The 13,148-nt window shown below is 60.5% G+C and carries 18 protein-coding genes; 6 read left to right on the forward strand and 12 right to left on the reverse strand.

The window, feature by feature from the left end:
• Positions 1 to 186 precede the first annotated feature (186 nt).
• The 12 genes from C811_RS06940 to C811_RS06995 all read right to left on the reverse strand — a co-directional run bounded on the left by C811_RS06940 (position 187) and on the right by C811_RS06995 (position 10,946).
• Positions 187 to 771: a hypothetical protein gene (locus C811_RS06940; RefSeq protein ID WP_016308808.1), complete on the reverse strand. Its 585-nt coding sequence runs from the start codon at positions 769 to 771 to the stop codon at positions 187 to 189.
• A 12-nt stretch (positions 772 to 783) separates the two neighbouring features.
• Positions 784 to 2,205, reverse strand: coding sequence for a relaxase/mobilization nuclease domain-containing protein (locus C811_RS06945; RefSeq protein WP_016308809.1), 1,422 nt, complete (start codon positions 2,203 to 2,205; stop codon positions 784 to 786).
• Positions 2,205 to 2,657, reverse strand: coding sequence for a hypothetical protein (locus C811_RS06950; RefSeq protein WP_016308810.1), 453 nt, complete (start codon positions 2,655 to 2,657; stop codon positions 2,205 to 2,207). Before C811_RS06950 ends, C811_RS06945 begins: the two co-directional genes overlap by 1 nt.
• A gap of 943 nt (positions 2,658 to 3,600) precedes the next feature.
• On the reverse strand, positions 3,601 to 3,966 hold the full coding sequence (locus C811_RS06955) for a hypothetical protein (RefSeq protein ID WP_016308811.1): 366 nt from the start codon (positions 3,964 to 3,966) through the stop codon (positions 3,601 to 3,603).
• Between the two features lie 66 nt (positions 3,967 to 4,032).
• Positions 4,033 to 4,467, reverse strand: a complete 435-nt coding sequence (locus tag C811_RS06960; protein ID WP_016308812.1) for a DUF3846 domain-containing protein — start codon at positions 4,465 to 4,467, stop codon at positions 4,033 to 4,035.
• 531 nt (positions 4,468 to 4,998) lie between these two features.
• On the reverse strand, positions 4,999 to 5,703 hold the full coding sequence (locus C811_RS06965) for a DUF2786 domain-containing protein (RefSeq protein WP_016308813.1): 705 nt from the start codon (positions 5,701 to 5,703) through the stop codon (positions 4,999 to 5,001).
• A 228-nt stretch (positions 5,704 to 5,931) separates the two neighbouring features.
• On the reverse strand, positions 5,932 to 6,435 hold the full coding sequence (locus C811_RS06970; protein WP_016308814.1) for a hypothetical protein: 504 nt from the start codon (positions 6,433 to 6,435) through the stop codon (positions 5,932 to 5,934).
• Entirely contained in the window at positions 6,432 to 6,923 is a 492-nt protein-coding gene (locus tag C811_RS06975) for a helix-turn-helix domain-containing protein (protein WP_016308815.1), read from the reverse strand. Before C811_RS06975 ends, C811_RS06970 begins: the two co-directional genes overlap by 4 nt.
• Before the next feature lie 762 nt (positions 6,924 to 7,685).
• Positions 7,686 to 8,174 carry a single-stranded DNA-binding protein gene (locus C811_RS06980; protein WP_016308816.1) on the reverse strand — a complete coding sequence of 163 codons (489 nt, stop codon included), beginning with the start codon at positions 8,172 to 8,174 and terminating at the stop codon, positions 7,686 to 7,688.
• A gap of 113 nt (positions 8,175 to 8,287) precedes the next feature.
• Positions 8,288 to 8,647, reverse strand: a complete 360-nt coding sequence (locus C811_RS06985; protein ID WP_016308817.1) for a hypothetical protein — start codon at positions 8,645 to 8,647, stop codon at positions 8,288 to 8,290.
• Entirely contained in the window at positions 8,647 to 9,429 is a 783-nt protein-coding gene (locus C811_RS06990; RefSeq protein ID WP_016308818.1) for a ParA family protein, read from the reverse strand. Before C811_RS06990 ends, C811_RS06985 begins: the two co-directional genes overlap by 1 nt.
• 440 nt (positions 9,430 to 9,869) lie before the next feature.
• Positions 9,870 to 10,946, reverse strand: coding sequence for a tyrosine-type recombinase/integrase (locus C811_RS06995; RefSeq protein ID WP_016308819.1), 1,077 nt, complete (start codon positions 10,944 to 10,946; stop codon positions 9,870 to 9,872).
• 599 nt (positions 10,947 to 11,545) lie between these two features.
• Between C811_RS06995 and C811_RS07000 the strand changes: the two genes are divergently transcribed.
• From C811_RS07000 to C811_RS16485, 6 genes are read left to right on the forward strand one after another with little or no spacing between them, the layout of a single operon-like run.
• Positions 11,546 to 11,788 carry a hypothetical protein gene (locus tag C811_RS07000; protein WP_016308820.1) on the forward strand — a complete coding sequence of 81 codons (243 nt, stop codon included), beginning with the start codon at positions 11,546 to 11,548 and terminating at the stop codon, positions 11,786 to 11,788.
• 52 nt (positions 11,789 to 11,840) lie between these two features.
• Positions 11,841 to 12,149, forward strand: coding sequence for a hypothetical protein (locus C811_RS07005; protein WP_016308821.1), 309 nt, complete (start codon positions 11,841 to 11,843; stop codon positions 12,147 to 12,149).
• Complete coding sequence (locus tag C811_RS07010; protein ID WP_016308822.1) at positions 12,150 to 12,509, forward strand: hypothetical protein; 360 nt, start codon at positions 12,150 to 12,152, stop codon at positions 12,507 to 12,509.
• The gene (locus tag C811_RS07015) at positions 12,509 to 12,718 is read left to right on the forward strand and encodes a hypothetical protein (protein WP_016308823.1); all 210 of its coding nucleotides are present in this window, start codon (positions 12,509 to 12,511) and stop codon (positions 12,716 to 12,718) included. The genes C811_RS07010 and C811_RS07015 overlap by 1 nt, the downstream gene beginning before the upstream one ends.
• The gene (locus C811_RS16480) at positions 12,718 to 12,882 is read left to right on the forward strand and encodes a hypothetical protein (RefSeq protein WP_016308824.1); all 165 of its coding nucleotides are present in this window, start codon (positions 12,718 to 12,720) and stop codon (positions 12,880 to 12,882) included. Before C811_RS07015 ends, C811_RS16480 begins: the two co-directional genes overlap by 1 nt.
• Positions 12,883 to 12,911: 29 nt before the next feature.
• Positions 12,912 to 13,079, forward strand: a complete 168-nt coding sequence (locus C811_RS16485; protein ID WP_022926424.1) for a hypothetical protein — start codon at positions 12,912 to 12,914, stop codon at positions 13,077 to 13,079.
• Positions 13,080 to 13,148 lie beyond the last annotated feature (69 nt).

Below are 13,148 nucleotides of genomic sequence, written 5' to 3' on the forward strand. Positions count from 1 at the left end.
TTTGCGTAGATGCGGTGCGGGCAATTGCGGAACAGGGCGGCCGCAATTAGAATCACGGGTTTAGGACTGGCCCGGCGCCTTGCGCCGGGCCCGCGCGGCCGAGAGCGAGGAGGCCGCGCATGCGCGGGGGTGCCGGGGGATGAATCCCCCGGCGCGGGGTTCCGGGGCGAAGGGCCCCGGCACTGCTCAATCGTCGCCGAGCACGTCATGCTCCGCGATGACGCCGTCAAGCTTGCCAAGTAGCGTCTCGTCCTGGTTGGCGAGCTGCCGGCAATACAGCTCGCCCTGCACGAGCAGCTTCTCCGTAACCCCGAGCTTCCTGGCAATTTCCTCGTCGGTTTCATCGTCGCCGTGCACCGCCCCCGTCCTTCTCACCGCCTCCGCGATGACGCCGACAGCTTCGAGGATGCCGTCGGCTTGCGTTCCGCTGTACAGGTCTCCCACTCTGGCAAGCAGGGGCAAAATGGCCATCTCGCCGTTCACGAACGTGATCACCTTCTCTCCGAACCAGTAGATGTCCGGGCACGCCTCGAGCTCCTCCTTCGAGGCGATCAGCTCCCACCAGATCGGATTGGCGTACAGCCCGTTCGTGTCGGTCGCCTCATCGTGGAAGGCCCGCTCCTCGGTTGCCTGGAACTCGTAGACCTGGGCGCGCAGGCCCCAGGAATTGCCCGGATCGAGCAGCTCGTCCAGCCTCAGCTCGCGCGCCTGGACGCCGTCGCTCACTCTTATCCTCCCGTCCGGAAACACCGTCTTCGTAATGCAGTCCATAATGTCTCGCTCCTATCTCGCGTTCCGTCGCTTCCTTGTTTGGGTCCCCGTGCGCCTGCGGCCCCTTGTTGCGCCCGACGATCCTTTGTAGCCGCCAGATGGACTCCTGAGCGGGTCGCGCTTTGGCTGGACGACTGGGCGGGGGAGGGAGGGCCTGGGCCTTACGCCGGCGAACAGGTCGCCCTTCTCCGCGATGTCCCTCGCCCGGATCAGCCTGCGGTAGGCAATCGCATTCGGGCTGTCCCCCTCGAGGGAGGCTCCTTCCAGGCGCGTCCAGCGCTCGAAGCTGTCCAGGAGCAACTGGTAATCCTCGTAACACTGTACGTCGTAATCGCGGTTGGTCTTGAGCGCCGCGGCGAGGTCGTCGACGTCAACTCGCTCGCGCATGGTGATCACCGTTCGCCTGGCTATCCGGTCGCCGAACTGCTCCGCAACGCGGTCGATGATCTCCTCCGCTGTCTCTTCCTCGGCCGCGCCCGTGCCTGCGCGAAACGCGCCGAGGACGTTCTTGCGCTCGCTCGTTATCCGCGCCGCGCCCGCCTCCGTTGCGAAGTACTTGCCGCGAAGCTTTCTCCGGTAGCGCTCGATCGCCGTCCTCATGTACTCGGGCCCGAGCTTTGGGCCGCCGCACTCCCAGTAGCGGGGATTCCTCTTGTCGAAATAGACCCACTCGTCGGTGCCGGCCTTCTTCTGCCGCACGCCGATACCCATCTCGTCGAGCGCGTTGATGAAGTCCCTCTCCGTTCCGGATATGCACTTCGCGATGTCGATGCGGCTGCGCAGCTCGTCCTTCCAGGAGAACTTCGACTCCTTGATCAATCGCAGTTCGGTCGATGTGAGGCTCTTGTTCTTGATCTTCCTGTCCGTCCTCAGGACGCTCAGGCCCTGGTCGTCGAAATACGAGAGGCCGAGCTCTGCGGCAATCTCCTGAAGCCGCTCCGGCATGACCTTCTCTCCGACATCCTTCGACATCCAAAGCTTCTTGCCGTTTGCGAGGTTCGACGCGTTCACGATCAGATGGGCATGCGGCACACGGTTCGTGTTGTCGTCGTGGTAGGCGATGGCGACCTGGAAGTCTCCGAGCACTCCCACGCTCTCGTAGTCGTCCTCCGTAGGACCGCCGAACATCTCGGCTGCCCATCGCGTCGTCAGCTCGCGCAGCGTTTCCAAGTCGACGGCATCGCGGGGATCCGGAGAGACGATGATGTGGTAGTACTGCCGCGACGCCCTGCCGCCCCTGCTCGCATCGTGTCCGTAGCTTTTGCGGGTTTCGTCCATCACGCGGTCCCAGTGCGCCGCCTCCCTGTCGGTCAGGTTGATGTAGTCCCAAGCCAGGGCCCGTCCGGGCGACTTGCCGAACTCGTTATCGAGGTAGTCCTTGATCCGCCTCCTGCAGCAGCCCTCTTTCGTGGGAGTGGTGATCAGCATGGGCATCAGAACATGCCCCCTTTGATCTTGGCCCAGCTGTTCGAGTCGATATCTCTCCGCAAAAGCTCCCACTCGTCTTTTATCGCGCTGAAGTCCTGTGCGATCAATGTCAGTATTTCCTCGATCGGTACGAGTCTTTCGACAACGTAATTAGCCGCCAGGCTCTTGCGCCGGCGCAGGTCGTTAAGGGATCGGGTAGCCTGGTTGAGCAGAAGGCCGAAACGCCTGATTTGCTGCGCGAGCGCGAAAACGTCCTCATCGATCGCGAGATAGATCACGGCCCTCTCTTTTTCAAGATCTTTCTCTTGCGCGGCCGCGCGCCAAATCACCTGCTTGTCCGCGCGCACCATGATGCGCAAAAGCTCCGAGTTCGTGAGCCCGAGCATCCGCGCGACCGCGGCGAACTCCTTGAGCTCGTCGCCCGTGGTGCGCACGTGCATGACTTTGTCGAGGGCCATTCGCTTTTCCTATCTCGGGCCCTAGCAGTGGGGCCCGGTCGTCATGTCACGGCAGCGTGACCTTACTTTGGAGAGTTGCTGGCAGCGGCAACTCGCGCAACCGCCGCGTCCCGGGGACGCGGCCCAGAACCGGCTCTGCCGGCGAGACAGAAAGAGTAATATTGTCATAAGAACATTAGTACTCTTTCTGGCATTCGGTATCATCGGACAGTTGAAAACTGGATCGTGATACAGAATGCGTCTCTCGCAACTACAGCCATCGCTGACGCGATAGCTGTAGTTGTTACCCCTCCCCAGAGCGCCAGCGAAGGGGAGGGGCGCGCCCGAGTAGGGCTCCTCCGGAAGGAGCGGGCTTTAGCCCGCAAGAACGTCCCAGCCATTCGGACTGACGAAGCTTCGATCCACGTGGAACAGAGGGGGCTGGGTGCAGCCTCAGGCGCGCCGGCGCAGATAGCGCCGGCGGCCGGGTTCGACGAGCAGAGCGAGAACGTCCGAGTTCTGACCCTTAAACCGGGCCACGTCCTCGCCGATGCCCTGAATGGAGGAGCAGTGTGCACAGAGTCAACTTCGGCATTTCAAACCGTCTCTCTCGTTTTGGTTTTGCATGAAGTTGAGCGCTCGACTTCGAGTTTAGCCTTCTCGTAAAACTCTTGCTTGCGCGGGCTTGCCAAGTTTGAAAACGATGTGTGATTTTGCGAGTAAGTGTTACGTTTTAACCTCTGTCCATGAAAACTACAAGGACGCGCATACTGCACTGCGAGCGCGTAACACAACTGCGCTTTTTACCGTACAGGAACGTCGCGTGGCACTGCTGCATTCTCTCAAATACGCGCGAGGGTTCCTGGCATTAAATGGCCGGAACCCTCGCGTCTCCTACGAGTTTTCGCAACGCGCCCGAGCACCGTCTCGCAGTTTTCAGGCGCGCCCGCTTCCTTCGAAAGCGCTATCTGCCGATGGCGAAGCTCGGATCTTCCGCAACGTCGTCTTGGAAGACCAACGCGATCCGGCTCGACCACTCATCGTCGAAGTAATCCGAATCCGCCTTCTGATGCCAGTGGGCGGCATTGGCTATGACCATATGGCGCTCGCGGTTATCCAGGCAAGACCATGCAGGTTGGTCTCCCCGAGCCTCGTCCCAGCCCATGATGATGTCTTCCATGAAGCTCTGGTAGTAAAGCTCCGAGTACGCCTCGATGCCGGCGATCTCGTAGCGGTTCCAGGGATACTCGCAGGGATTGAGGCTGCCCGGGCAAACCAGCTTCTCGGCGAGCTCACGGATGATCTCTGGGTCATATACAAAGCCTTCCATTTTGCTTTCCTTTCCACGAAGACCGAAGATCGTCGGGCAGTTTTCAGACATACCCGGGTCTTGCGCTCACTTCTCCAAGTTCACGACTCGCTGATACATTCGCAGATACTCTGCGGCTCCGGAGTTATCGGCTGCAACCGAACCGGAGAAGCGCTCTTTGACTCGCTGGATCTCCTCGTCGGAGATGTCGCGATCCTCTCCTGTGAGCGGATCGAAGCCAACTGCGACGATCGGCCCGAAGAGGATGTCGATCACCTCGCCCGCTGCCCAGGTGCCCCCATCCCATTTTCGACTGCCCACCCGATCTTCGGGAACGAAAACGGCGCGGTTCGGGAGCATTCCGTTCATCTTTCCCTCGTCGTTCACGTACATCACGGGACAGTTGTCGAAGATCCAGCCGACAGGCTCGATGCGGCCGCCGACGAGCGCTTGAAGATCTGCAAGCCCGTCGATTTCCACCTCTCGCGGTTCTTCGCTTACGGGGATCAGCACTGCTCTCATGATTGCATCCTTTCCGTCCGACCTGTCAGGGCCCTCGTGCCCTGAACCCTTCGGAATCGCCGAAGGCAGCGGCGATGACAGCGCCGAAGCGCCCCGACGTAGCGAGCGCAGGCGAGCGGAGGAGGGGCGGCAAGGGAACCGGATCGGCGCCCGGCGGATGTCTGCGCGAAGGCGCGAGGCACGAGCGCCGCAACCTCCACCACCCGCGCTTCGCGGGTTGTGCGAGGTTTCGCGCGGACGCGCCGGCGGGCGGCCGGACGGCGCTACAATCGGCCGCTCTTCGCGATAGCGAAGGATAAAGCGCCGGGGCCCCGAGTCGTTTGCGAGCCTGCGAGGAAACGATCTCGGGCGGCGCACAGGGCCACGCAGGGCCAGAGCGGACGCCGTCCAGGCGTCCGCGCATATCGAGCCCGCCAGGGCGAGCTCCGCGAGCGCGAGCGAGCGCGTGTGCCGCCTAGGGGTGCAGGGGAGTGGCAAGCGGAACGTCCCCTGCAGGGCCGCAGGCCATGGAGCGCTTCGCGCTCTGTCTCGCTACGCGAGAAGATGCGAGCGGTCTTCGGCGCCCAGACGCCCGGATCTCACTGCGTCGCGACCGCTCTTCCAGCCCTGCTCTTCGAGATCCTCGTTATGGAGCCATCCGGCTAGCGGCGTGGCTTTGGCGAATTCGGCCTCCATGTGCTCGTAGCTCGCATTCACCTCCATCGGCACAACGATCATAAGAGCCTGAGACTGCTTCTCAAGCTCCGACGCAATGCCGCTTACGTAGCCGGCAGTGAAGCTTTTGTATGCGTCGCCCTTGAGTTTTTTCCCGGTGCCGGCATCGACTGCCAGTGCGTTTCCGCACCGATAGAGATGGTCGAAGGCGACCGCCGCAGCTGTTGCGTCGGTGGCATATCCCAAGAATGTGAAGAGGCGTTTAGCGTTCCCTCGACGCTTCGACCCGCGCTTCAAATCCCGTTGCTGCACAGTAACGTACACCCTGCAACGAAAGTTCCTGGCCACAACATCAGCCAGGAGGTTGGCCCATTCCCGGAAGACCGGCGACGCTTTCACGGAGTCGATACTCTCTTTCCTGCGAGCGCTCCCAAGCTCCTCTTCGCTTATATCGTATTCGACGATTAGGCGTTGGGCGCGCAGCGCGAAGGCCACAGCCTCCGCGCTCGTACAGCCGGCATCCTCGGTCATGGCGAGGAGCTTCTCTACAAGCTCGATTATCTCGTCTCTCTCGCGTGTCACAAATTCCTCCTTTATCGTGGCCAAAAGCTATTAGATTGCTGCCTCTGATCAATGCTTCCTTTCCGGGAAATGGCTGGGCCGTCCGGCCTCCCACAAGATCGATGCCGATTCGCGCCTGCCGAAGATCCCGCGGCCGCCGGCTTTCCACCGTCCTCATCCTCGCGAGCGCTGGAGCCACCCAGGGGGGGGTGCGGGGGGGTGGCAAGCGGAGCGTCCCCCCTGCCTTTCTCATCGCGCTTGCGGCAGCGCGATGAGCGAGCCGTATCTCTCCCAGGCGCGCGACAGCTTGCGAGAGAACTGCCGGTAGATACCGGCTGCCTCTTGGACTAGTTCCGACCAGTCGACCGAAGATGCAAGTGCTGTGCACTCTCCGGTATGTCTTGGCATGCCGCGGAACTCGCAGAATAGCTCCCTGCCATCCACGGCATTGAAGGGCACGAGCACGCCTTCCTGTAAACTCGGAAGCGTGTCTCGCGCGTGTTCCAGGTTTAGGTCTATCCAAGTGCTCCTCGCTTCCTCCTCGGAGTCGGGCCGCTTCTCATCTGGAGAGATGTACACGGTCTTTACGATCTGCGGCCTGCGAATCGCATATAAGCGACCACCCGAGGAGCGGTAGAAATTCATCGTTGCAAGAAATCCCCTCCAGGATCGCTTTCCGTTGTCGTTGGATCCGAGAGCGGCCGCCAGCCCGTCGAGCACCGCATCCAGCTCATCGCCATTGATCGGAGTCATGCCTGCCTCCCGTAGATTCGGTTCGCATGCTCGATGGCAGCAAGATCACGCGACGACTCGCATACGAGGCCCTTCTCGTCGGCAATTGCGACGAGCGCGGAAGAGAGCCTTGAAAGCGATGCCCTCGTCGGTGTCAGGCGACCTTTTTCGATATGACAGATTTCCCTACGCGAAACCCCTGTGAGTTCGGACAGGTATTTCGCCGTAATACCGAGTTCGGCGCGGGCCACGCGCACCATAGAGCCAACCTCGGCCGGCTCCCACCTTGCAAATGCGCGGGGATCAGCGCCAAATGCTGCAACAAGCGCACGCTCAAGCTCTTCGGAAGGCTGCTTTGTCCCGGCTGCAACGCGGTTCAGATAGGACACGCTTACGCCGAGCTTTGAGGCGGCCTCCTCGCGGCTCATTCCAGACGAGGCGAGCGCACGAGATACCTCGGACGACATCAAGCGAGGGCTGCGCCAGAGCGCCAAACGACGGCTTTTCATAGTTTTCTCCTTTCGTTGCGTTGCGGATGACTCCAAATGAGTAATTACGTCAGCTGCAGTTCACATCCATTCATCAAAAGCGCAGGTAAGCGTCGCGATACCAACGTGTAAGATCAGTTCGCCTTGAACAGAACAAGTACCCAGTCCCCCAAGATCGGAACCGATTCGTGCTTGCCGAATGCAAGCGCCGCTTGCTTCGGCTGACTGCCGAAGAGGCCCCGGTGGCAAGCGGGTCAAAGGGGGCTTCGCGAAGGCGCGAGGCACGAGCGCCGCAACCTCCACCACCCGCGCTCCGCGGGTTGTGAGAGGTTTCGCGCGGTCCCCTTGACGCGCGACGGCACCGGGGACTAGGTCCGAAGAGCCGCGCGCAGCGCGGCGTACCTATTTAGGGCGAGCGGGAGCGAGTCCCGTAACGCCGAGCGCGAGCGAGGCGGGGAAGAGCGGGGAAGGGTCCGGGAAACTCCGCAAACGTGTCCCGGCCGGCCCGGAGGGCAAACAACGGCGGCGAGCCTGTGCCTCTCAGGCTCGCCGCGAGCGGTGTCTAGATCTCGTAGCACCTGCTCTCGATCTCATTGCGCAGTATCGAGAAGCCGAGGTAGCTTTCGGATACGAGCGCACGCGAGCGCTGGAGCCGCCCAGGGGGTGCAGAGGGGAGCGGCAAGGGGTGCGTCCCCCTGCTGCATCTGCCGGAGATGCACGAAACTTGCCAGAAAAGAGAAAGGCCCGCGAGACTGCGGGCCTTTGGAAAGCAGTAACACTCTACTAGAAGGGGATATCGTCGTCGTAGAGCGAAAAGGCGGGATCGGGGGTCGATGCCGGAGTTGCGGGATCGGGGGTCGATGCCGGAGTTGCGGGATCGACAGAGGCGGCCGGCATCGGGGTTGTGCACGCGATTTCGCCGGCAGGAGGCTGGCCCGTCTCTTTTCTCGTTGAAATGAACTCGATGTCATCGATAATGACTTCCAACTTGCTACGCTTCTTGCCGTCTCGCTCCCACTGGCTCCAATGCAGTTTGCCCTCGATCACGACCTTCGATCCCTTCGAGAGATACTGGGCAACTGACCCGGCTCGTGATCCGAACATCACGCATTCGACGTAATTCGGATAGTCTTCCCACCCTCCGGTTGCCGGGTTCTTCCGACGGTCGTTGACGGCGACGCCGAGGCCGAGAATCTGCATGCCGGATTGCGTTGCGCGCAGCTCGGGATCACGGGTGAGGTTCCCGCTGATTATGACTCGATTGATGCTCATGTCCTTCCTTTCTGTACCCGAAATTCTTTAGTGATCGGTTTCTGGTTATTTACGCCAATCGTATTGGCGGTTGCATATTGCGGGACGGGCGTTGCCTCTTCTCCCGCTCACTGCTATTCGCCGCCGCCAACAGACTGCGCAAGAGATCGGATCTCCTCCGGAGTGACCATCAGCTCCTCAGCGTGCCGAACGATGTACTCGTCCACAGCCTTTCGCACGAAATCGTTCAGGGTCCAGCTCTTCCTCTCGCGTCGGGCCCGATACTGCATTTCGAAGATGAGATCTGCTTGGTCCTTGAACAGCCGGATGGAGCTGGAGCGCTCCTCGATTTCCCGACTCTCGTTCTTCTTTGCGGGTACTGCCGCGGTGTCCGCTCCACCTTGCACGGGCTTCGGTTGCGCCTGCTCGACCACGGCCCGGGCGCCCGAGGTGAGGGAGAACATGGAATCCTCCCGGCTCTTCGAGGTGGCCATTAGGCTGCCCTCCCTTCGCCTTCGAGGTATTCTTCGACAAACTCCGAAAAGTCCACGGCGGCATTGCACGCGGGGGCGTATTCGAACACGGATTTCGAAGACGCCTGCGCCTGGCGCAAGGCCTCGCAGCTGCGGATCTTGGTATTGAACAGACGCGTGCCGAACTCCGCCGCGAAACCCGGCAACTCGCAGGCCATACGCTTCGAGAGCCGTCGATTCCAGTCGAAGCCGTTGAGGAGAATCCCCGACAGATTGAGGCTCGGGTTGAGGTGCCGATTTGATCGGGTGCGCTCGCAAGCCTCCCAGATGCGCGCAAAGCCCGTCACGGAGGCCTCGTCGGGCTGGACGACGACCACGAGATCGTCTGCGGCGACCATCGCGTTGCGCGTGACATAACCCAGGGAGGGAGGGCAGTCGATGATGCAGTAGTCGTAGCCGTAGGACTCGATGGACTCGAGGGAATCTTTAAGCATCATCAAGGGAGTATCGAGCCTCGATAGCTCGGCCTCCGCGTCGGCAACTAGCACATCGCCGGGCAAGATTGCGCCGAAGGGGGCGTCCTGGATCGTCTCAGCAGCCGTCTTCGCGCCCATGAGCATGTCGTAGACGGTGTTCTTTCCCTCGGTGTCCCGGTAGCCGGCGCATTGGGTGGCGTTCATCTGCTGGTCGAGATCCGCCAGCACGACTTTGAAGCCCTTGCGCGCAAGCCCCTCTGCGAAGGAAAGCGAGCACGCGGTCTTGCCGACACCTCCTTTGTGGTTCACGAATGCAACAGTCCTCATCACTACCTTCTCCTTTCGTACTATGGCGCGGAAAGAACATTCGGCTTAGACCCAAGGTGATCGGAAGAAAGTCGCAAGAGCCGCTGCCGTATATGCAATCCGTATCGAATATCGGTTCTCGCAACTACGGTTCTTAGCTGGTCGGCCAGAGACCATAGCGCCGAAATTCTTTACCCGATACCCAAGATGATATGCTCAAAATTGTTGGCGAGTCTCTTGTCGAAAAAGAGAACTTTAGAGTGCGCGTTCGAGAACCTTAGACTTCGCTATTTCCACTCTATGGTCATAAATAGCCGATGCCCTTTGCGTAAACGAGATCGGATCTATTCCTATAGAACCGATGTTAAATGCGGAAATATTATTTGCACTTGTACGATTTGCTCAAGAGTCTTTCAGGCTCGACCACATATATGCACACCTCGAACAGCTCATGCGCAACCTCAATCACGGGCGCCGCCCTGCTCGAACCGAGCCCGCTCCCGGGATATTCGGGCAGAGTTCAGCCAGTAGCGCCTCTGATCTTCGGTTTCGGAGAGCTCCGCGGCTCGCTCTTCCTTCTCAGCGGACGACTCCCAGAAAGCCCTCAGCGCCGCGTCGTAACGCTCGTGGATGTCTGCGGCCTCCGGGGTTATGTACAGGCCAGTGGTCTGTAGGTCGGCATGCCCGAGCATCTCCTGGATCGTCCTCAGGTCCATGTTCCTGCGGTACATCTGCGAGGCGAACGTCCGCCTGAGCTGATGAGGGTGCAGATTCGCCACTCCGGCTGCTTTCCCATGCCGGGACACGCTCTGCCACACGGCCTGCCTGGTAATTCTCCCTCCTCGGGTGTTCAAGAAGAGCGCGGACGCATCCTGGCGCCGGTTCGCGCACTTCAGGTGTGGCCGGGCACACTCCATATAATGCACCACGACGGACAGGGTGTCTTCTTCGATCGGGAGGAGCCTCGCCTTGCCTCCCTTGCCGTGCACCCAGAGGTCGTGATCGTTCGAGCGCAGATCACCAACATCCAGCTCGACGATCTCCGAGGCTCGAAGACCCAAGTCGTCCATCAGGGCGAACTCTGCGCGATCCCGCTCATGGGACGGTGTGTCGATGTCGTAAGTGGCCCACACGGCAGCCTCCTGGGCCCTGTCGAGCGGCCGCTCCTCGCTCTCGCGCTTCCTCGGAACGTCGATATAGGGGAGCGAGCCCTCATCCGCAAGCCCGTATGCCCCCAGGTACCGGTAGAGGTCCCTGAGGGCGCAGATCCTGGCCCTGAAAGAGGAGGGGGAGAGCCGGCGCTGCGCCAGCGCGCCGACCCATGCGCTTATGTCGGCAGTAGTAGCCTCGCTGAACGATTCGATGCCGATCGCGGACAGAAACGCCATGAAGTCGCGAACGTCGGCGGTGTAGGCGGCGACCGTATTCGGCGACAGCGCGTGCTCGCCCACCAGCCAGTCCCGCTCCCAGGCAGCAACGACGGCGTCCGTCGGATCCTCCGCGCGCACCGGCGCGGCCAGCTCTACGTAAGCTCCCATGTCGCAGGCTCCTTTCATGCCCGCGCGAACGTCCTCTATCGAGCCGATTGTGCCGCACGGCGCCCGGCATGCCGGCGCAACCTCCGAGCGCCGTTGAGGTTCCTGGGGCCTTCTGTATAGCAATTGCCTTAAATGTGTGCGAAATGTGTATTCTGAAGGAAATCCGAAAAAAATTCGTCACTTGGCCGAAACCTCTGAACTGGGGTGTTATCGGACTAAGTATGAATAATACCGCTGCGACAGATGAGTCTGCGGGAAGCGGCGGAGGGAAGCCGGCGCCGGCCCGAAATGGGAGCCGAGCGCGTATTACAGGAAGCCGCCGACAGAGACTGGCCGAACCCTCAACGCGATGACGGATCCGACGAGCCCGGTGCGGGCGGGCACCCGTCACAGGCAAGAACCCCGGACGGCCGCGCGAGCGTGCTCCCGAGCGCGAAAGCGGTGCCCACGGATCGAAAAATAGACCTACGACCAGGTATAAGGACGGCGGCTAATCTACTTTACATAATCCATATTATCAGCCTTTCATAGGTTTTTAATACGCTTGAGCGGTGCGCGAAGGGCGCAACCGATATTCTAACCGAAAGGAAGGTTTTCCCATGATCACGACTATGAACGGTTTCCTGCTGGACGAGAATTCGGGCGAGTTCGAGGACAACGGTCGCAAGATCAGCTTCCACAATGCCCGTTTCTACGACACCGATGCTAAGAAGCTTGTCAAGGTCACCATTCCCGAGCCGCACAACGCGCTTCCCGAACCTCAGGTTAACTGCGTTGTCGTTCTCAAGGTCAACGCAGGTGAGAAGTTTTGCAAGCTCGTCTTCGACAGCTACGAACTCTAGGCTGTCTCCGCAGGTTTACATAACACTTTTCAACCTGAAGGAGGTGCCTAGAATGTCCAAGCCCAACTGCCATCTGATTTTTCCTCTCGATAACGTGGAGGACGTGGCCCAGGTCATGGACTTGCCCTATGGCGAGTTGCTTTCCATCGGCGTTAACCGCTGGAACGGAAACGTTGTCATGTCGTACCAAGACCACCCCGAGGCGCGTTTCTACATTCGCCTTATCGTCGCCCAGCTTGCCAACTACGTCGATATGTTTGACAAGGATTCTTACCGCGAGCCAAGGCACGGGCTTATCCGCCGAGATCTGCGGCGTTCCTGCTCTGGCGATCTCTCGCCCGACTTCGAGGAGGTGGCCTAGATGGATGAGGCTACCGCCGTCAAGCTTGCCATGGATGCCTATTCCTCCATTCAGGGCATCGGCGAGGACGTGGCCCAGCTTAAGGGCCAGAACTCGGACGTTCTCGCCCTGCTCGCCGAGATTCGCGACGCTGTGCCGACCGAGGTTCCCGCTGCCGATCTCCTGGACGCTGCGCCAGATGATGGCTCCAACTGGGTGACCGAGGTTCGTTCAACCGTCGAGGTTCCCGAGCCGTTTTTCAACGACCTTATGTCCTTCCAGTACATGCAGACGGTTCTTCTCGCCTTCCTGCTTGTTGCTTTCCTGCTCAATCTGGGCGCGACGCTCTGGCTCGCGTTCTCCGACAAATGGAGGTCTTAATGGATGTCGTTCTTAACGTTCTGCTTGCTCTGTCTCTGCTTGGCGTTGTTGCTTACGCTTTCGCGGTCTATGAGGTCTTGAAGATCGTGACCGCCTGGGCGCGCGACCGCTGGCGCGACGATTGGGGCAAGCGTCCCCTTCTGCTTAGGCTCCCGCCTAAGGCGCTCACCGCCGTTCTCGTGCTTTGCTTCCTGGCGGTGGCGCTGTAATGGAGATTCTGGAGACGTATCAGGTTGGCGGCTGGCTTGATTTCGTCCTCTCGCTCTTCTCGGCCGTACCTGCTGGCTTCCTGCTGGGTTGCTTCCTGGGACTGCTCAGCTTCGGAGTGTTCGGGCTCTTCGGGCTCGTTCGTTGTCTTATGGCTCGCTCCTGATCATGGAGCTTGGAAGAAAGGAAAGGAGTATGGAGACCATGGAGACTATCACTACCGCTTTGACCACGGCAATCACCAGCCTTGGGACTAGCCTTCAGTCTGCCATCGGCGCGAACCTGACTGCGATTCTGTCCGTCGCGGCTATTTTCATTGTGGTTCCCGCCGTGTGGGGCTTCGTCAAGCGCTTCACGCGCTAGGCGTCCCGCACTGGCCCTGGCGGCGAAAAAGGCCGCTACCGGGGAGGGCTTCGGCTCTCCCCTTTTCTC

It is taken from the genome of Adlercreutzia caecimuris B7 (assembly GCF_000403355.2).
GTDB lineage: Bacteria > Actinomycetota > Coriobacteriia > Coriobacteriales > Eggerthellaceae > Adlercreutzia > Adlercreutzia caecimuris.

Excerpts from the sequence above, each read along its gene's own strand:
- C811_RS06950 (WP_016308810.1), bottom strand. The coding sequence starts at position 2,657 with ATGGCCCTCGACAAAGTCATGCACGTGCGCACCACGGGCGACGAGCTC.
- C811_RS06940 (WP_016308808.1), bottom strand. The coding sequence starts at position 771 with ATGGACTGCATTACGAAGACGGTGTTTCCGGACGGGAGGATAAGAGTG.
- C811_RS06955 (WP_016308811.1), bottom strand. The coding sequence starts at position 3,966 with ATGGAAGGCTTTGTATATGACCCAGAGATCATCCGTGAGCTCGCCGAG.
- C811_RS06945 (WP_016308809.1), bottom strand. The coding sequence starts at position 2,205 with ATGCCCATGCTGATCACCACTCCCACGAAAGAGGGCTGCTGCAGGAGG.
- C811_RS06990 (WP_016308818.1), bottom strand. The coding sequence starts at position 9,429 with ATGAGGACTGTTGCATTCGTGAACCACAAAGGAGGTGTCGGCAAGACC.
- C811_RS06960 (WP_016308812.1), bottom strand. The coding sequence starts at position 4,467 with ATGAGAGCAGTGCTGATCCCCGTAAGCGAAGAACCGCGAGAGGTGGAA.
- C811_RS07000 (WP_016308820.1), top strand. The coding sequence starts at position 11,546 with ATGATCACGACTATGAACGGTTTCCTGCTGGACGAGAATTCGGGCGAG.
- C811_RS06970 (WP_016308814.1), bottom strand. The coding sequence starts at position 6,435 with ATGACTCCGATCAATGGCGATGAGCTGGATGCGGTGCTCGACGGGCTG.
- C811_RS06980 (WP_016308816.1), bottom strand. The coding sequence starts at position 8,174 with ATGAGCATCAATCGAGTCATAATCAGCGGGAACCTCACCCGTGATCCC.
- C811_RS16485 (WP_022926424.1), top strand. The coding sequence starts at position 12,912 with ATGGAGACCATGGAGACTATCACTACCGCTTTGACCACGGCAATCACC.
- C811_RS07005 (WP_016308821.1), top strand. The coding sequence starts at position 11,841 with ATGTCCAAGCCCAACTGCCATCTGATTTTTCCTCTCGATAACGTGGAG.
- C811_RS06985 (WP_016308817.1), bottom strand. The coding sequence starts at position 8,647 with ATGGCCACCTCGAAGAGCCGGGAGGATTCCATGTTCTCCCTCACCTCG.
- C811_RS06975 (WP_016308815.1), bottom strand. The coding sequence starts at position 6,923 with ATGAAAAGCCGTCGTTTGGCGCTCTGGCGCAGCCCTCGCTTGATGTCG.
- C811_RS16480 (WP_016308824.1), top strand. The coding sequence starts at position 12,718 with ATGGAGATTCTGGAGACGTATCAGGTTGGCGGCTGGCTTGATTTCGTC.
- C811_RS06995 (WP_016308819.1), bottom strand. The coding sequence starts at position 10,946 with ATGGGAGCTTACGTAGAGCTGGCCGCGCCGGTGCGCGCGGAGGATCCG.
- C811_RS07010 (WP_016308822.1), top strand. The coding sequence starts at position 12,150 with ATGGATGAGGCTACCGCCGTCAAGCTTGCCATGGATGCCTATTCCTCC.
- C811_RS07015 (WP_016308823.1), top strand. The coding sequence starts at position 12,509 with ATGGATGTCGTTCTTAACGTTCTGCTTGCTCTGTCTCTGCTTGGCGTT.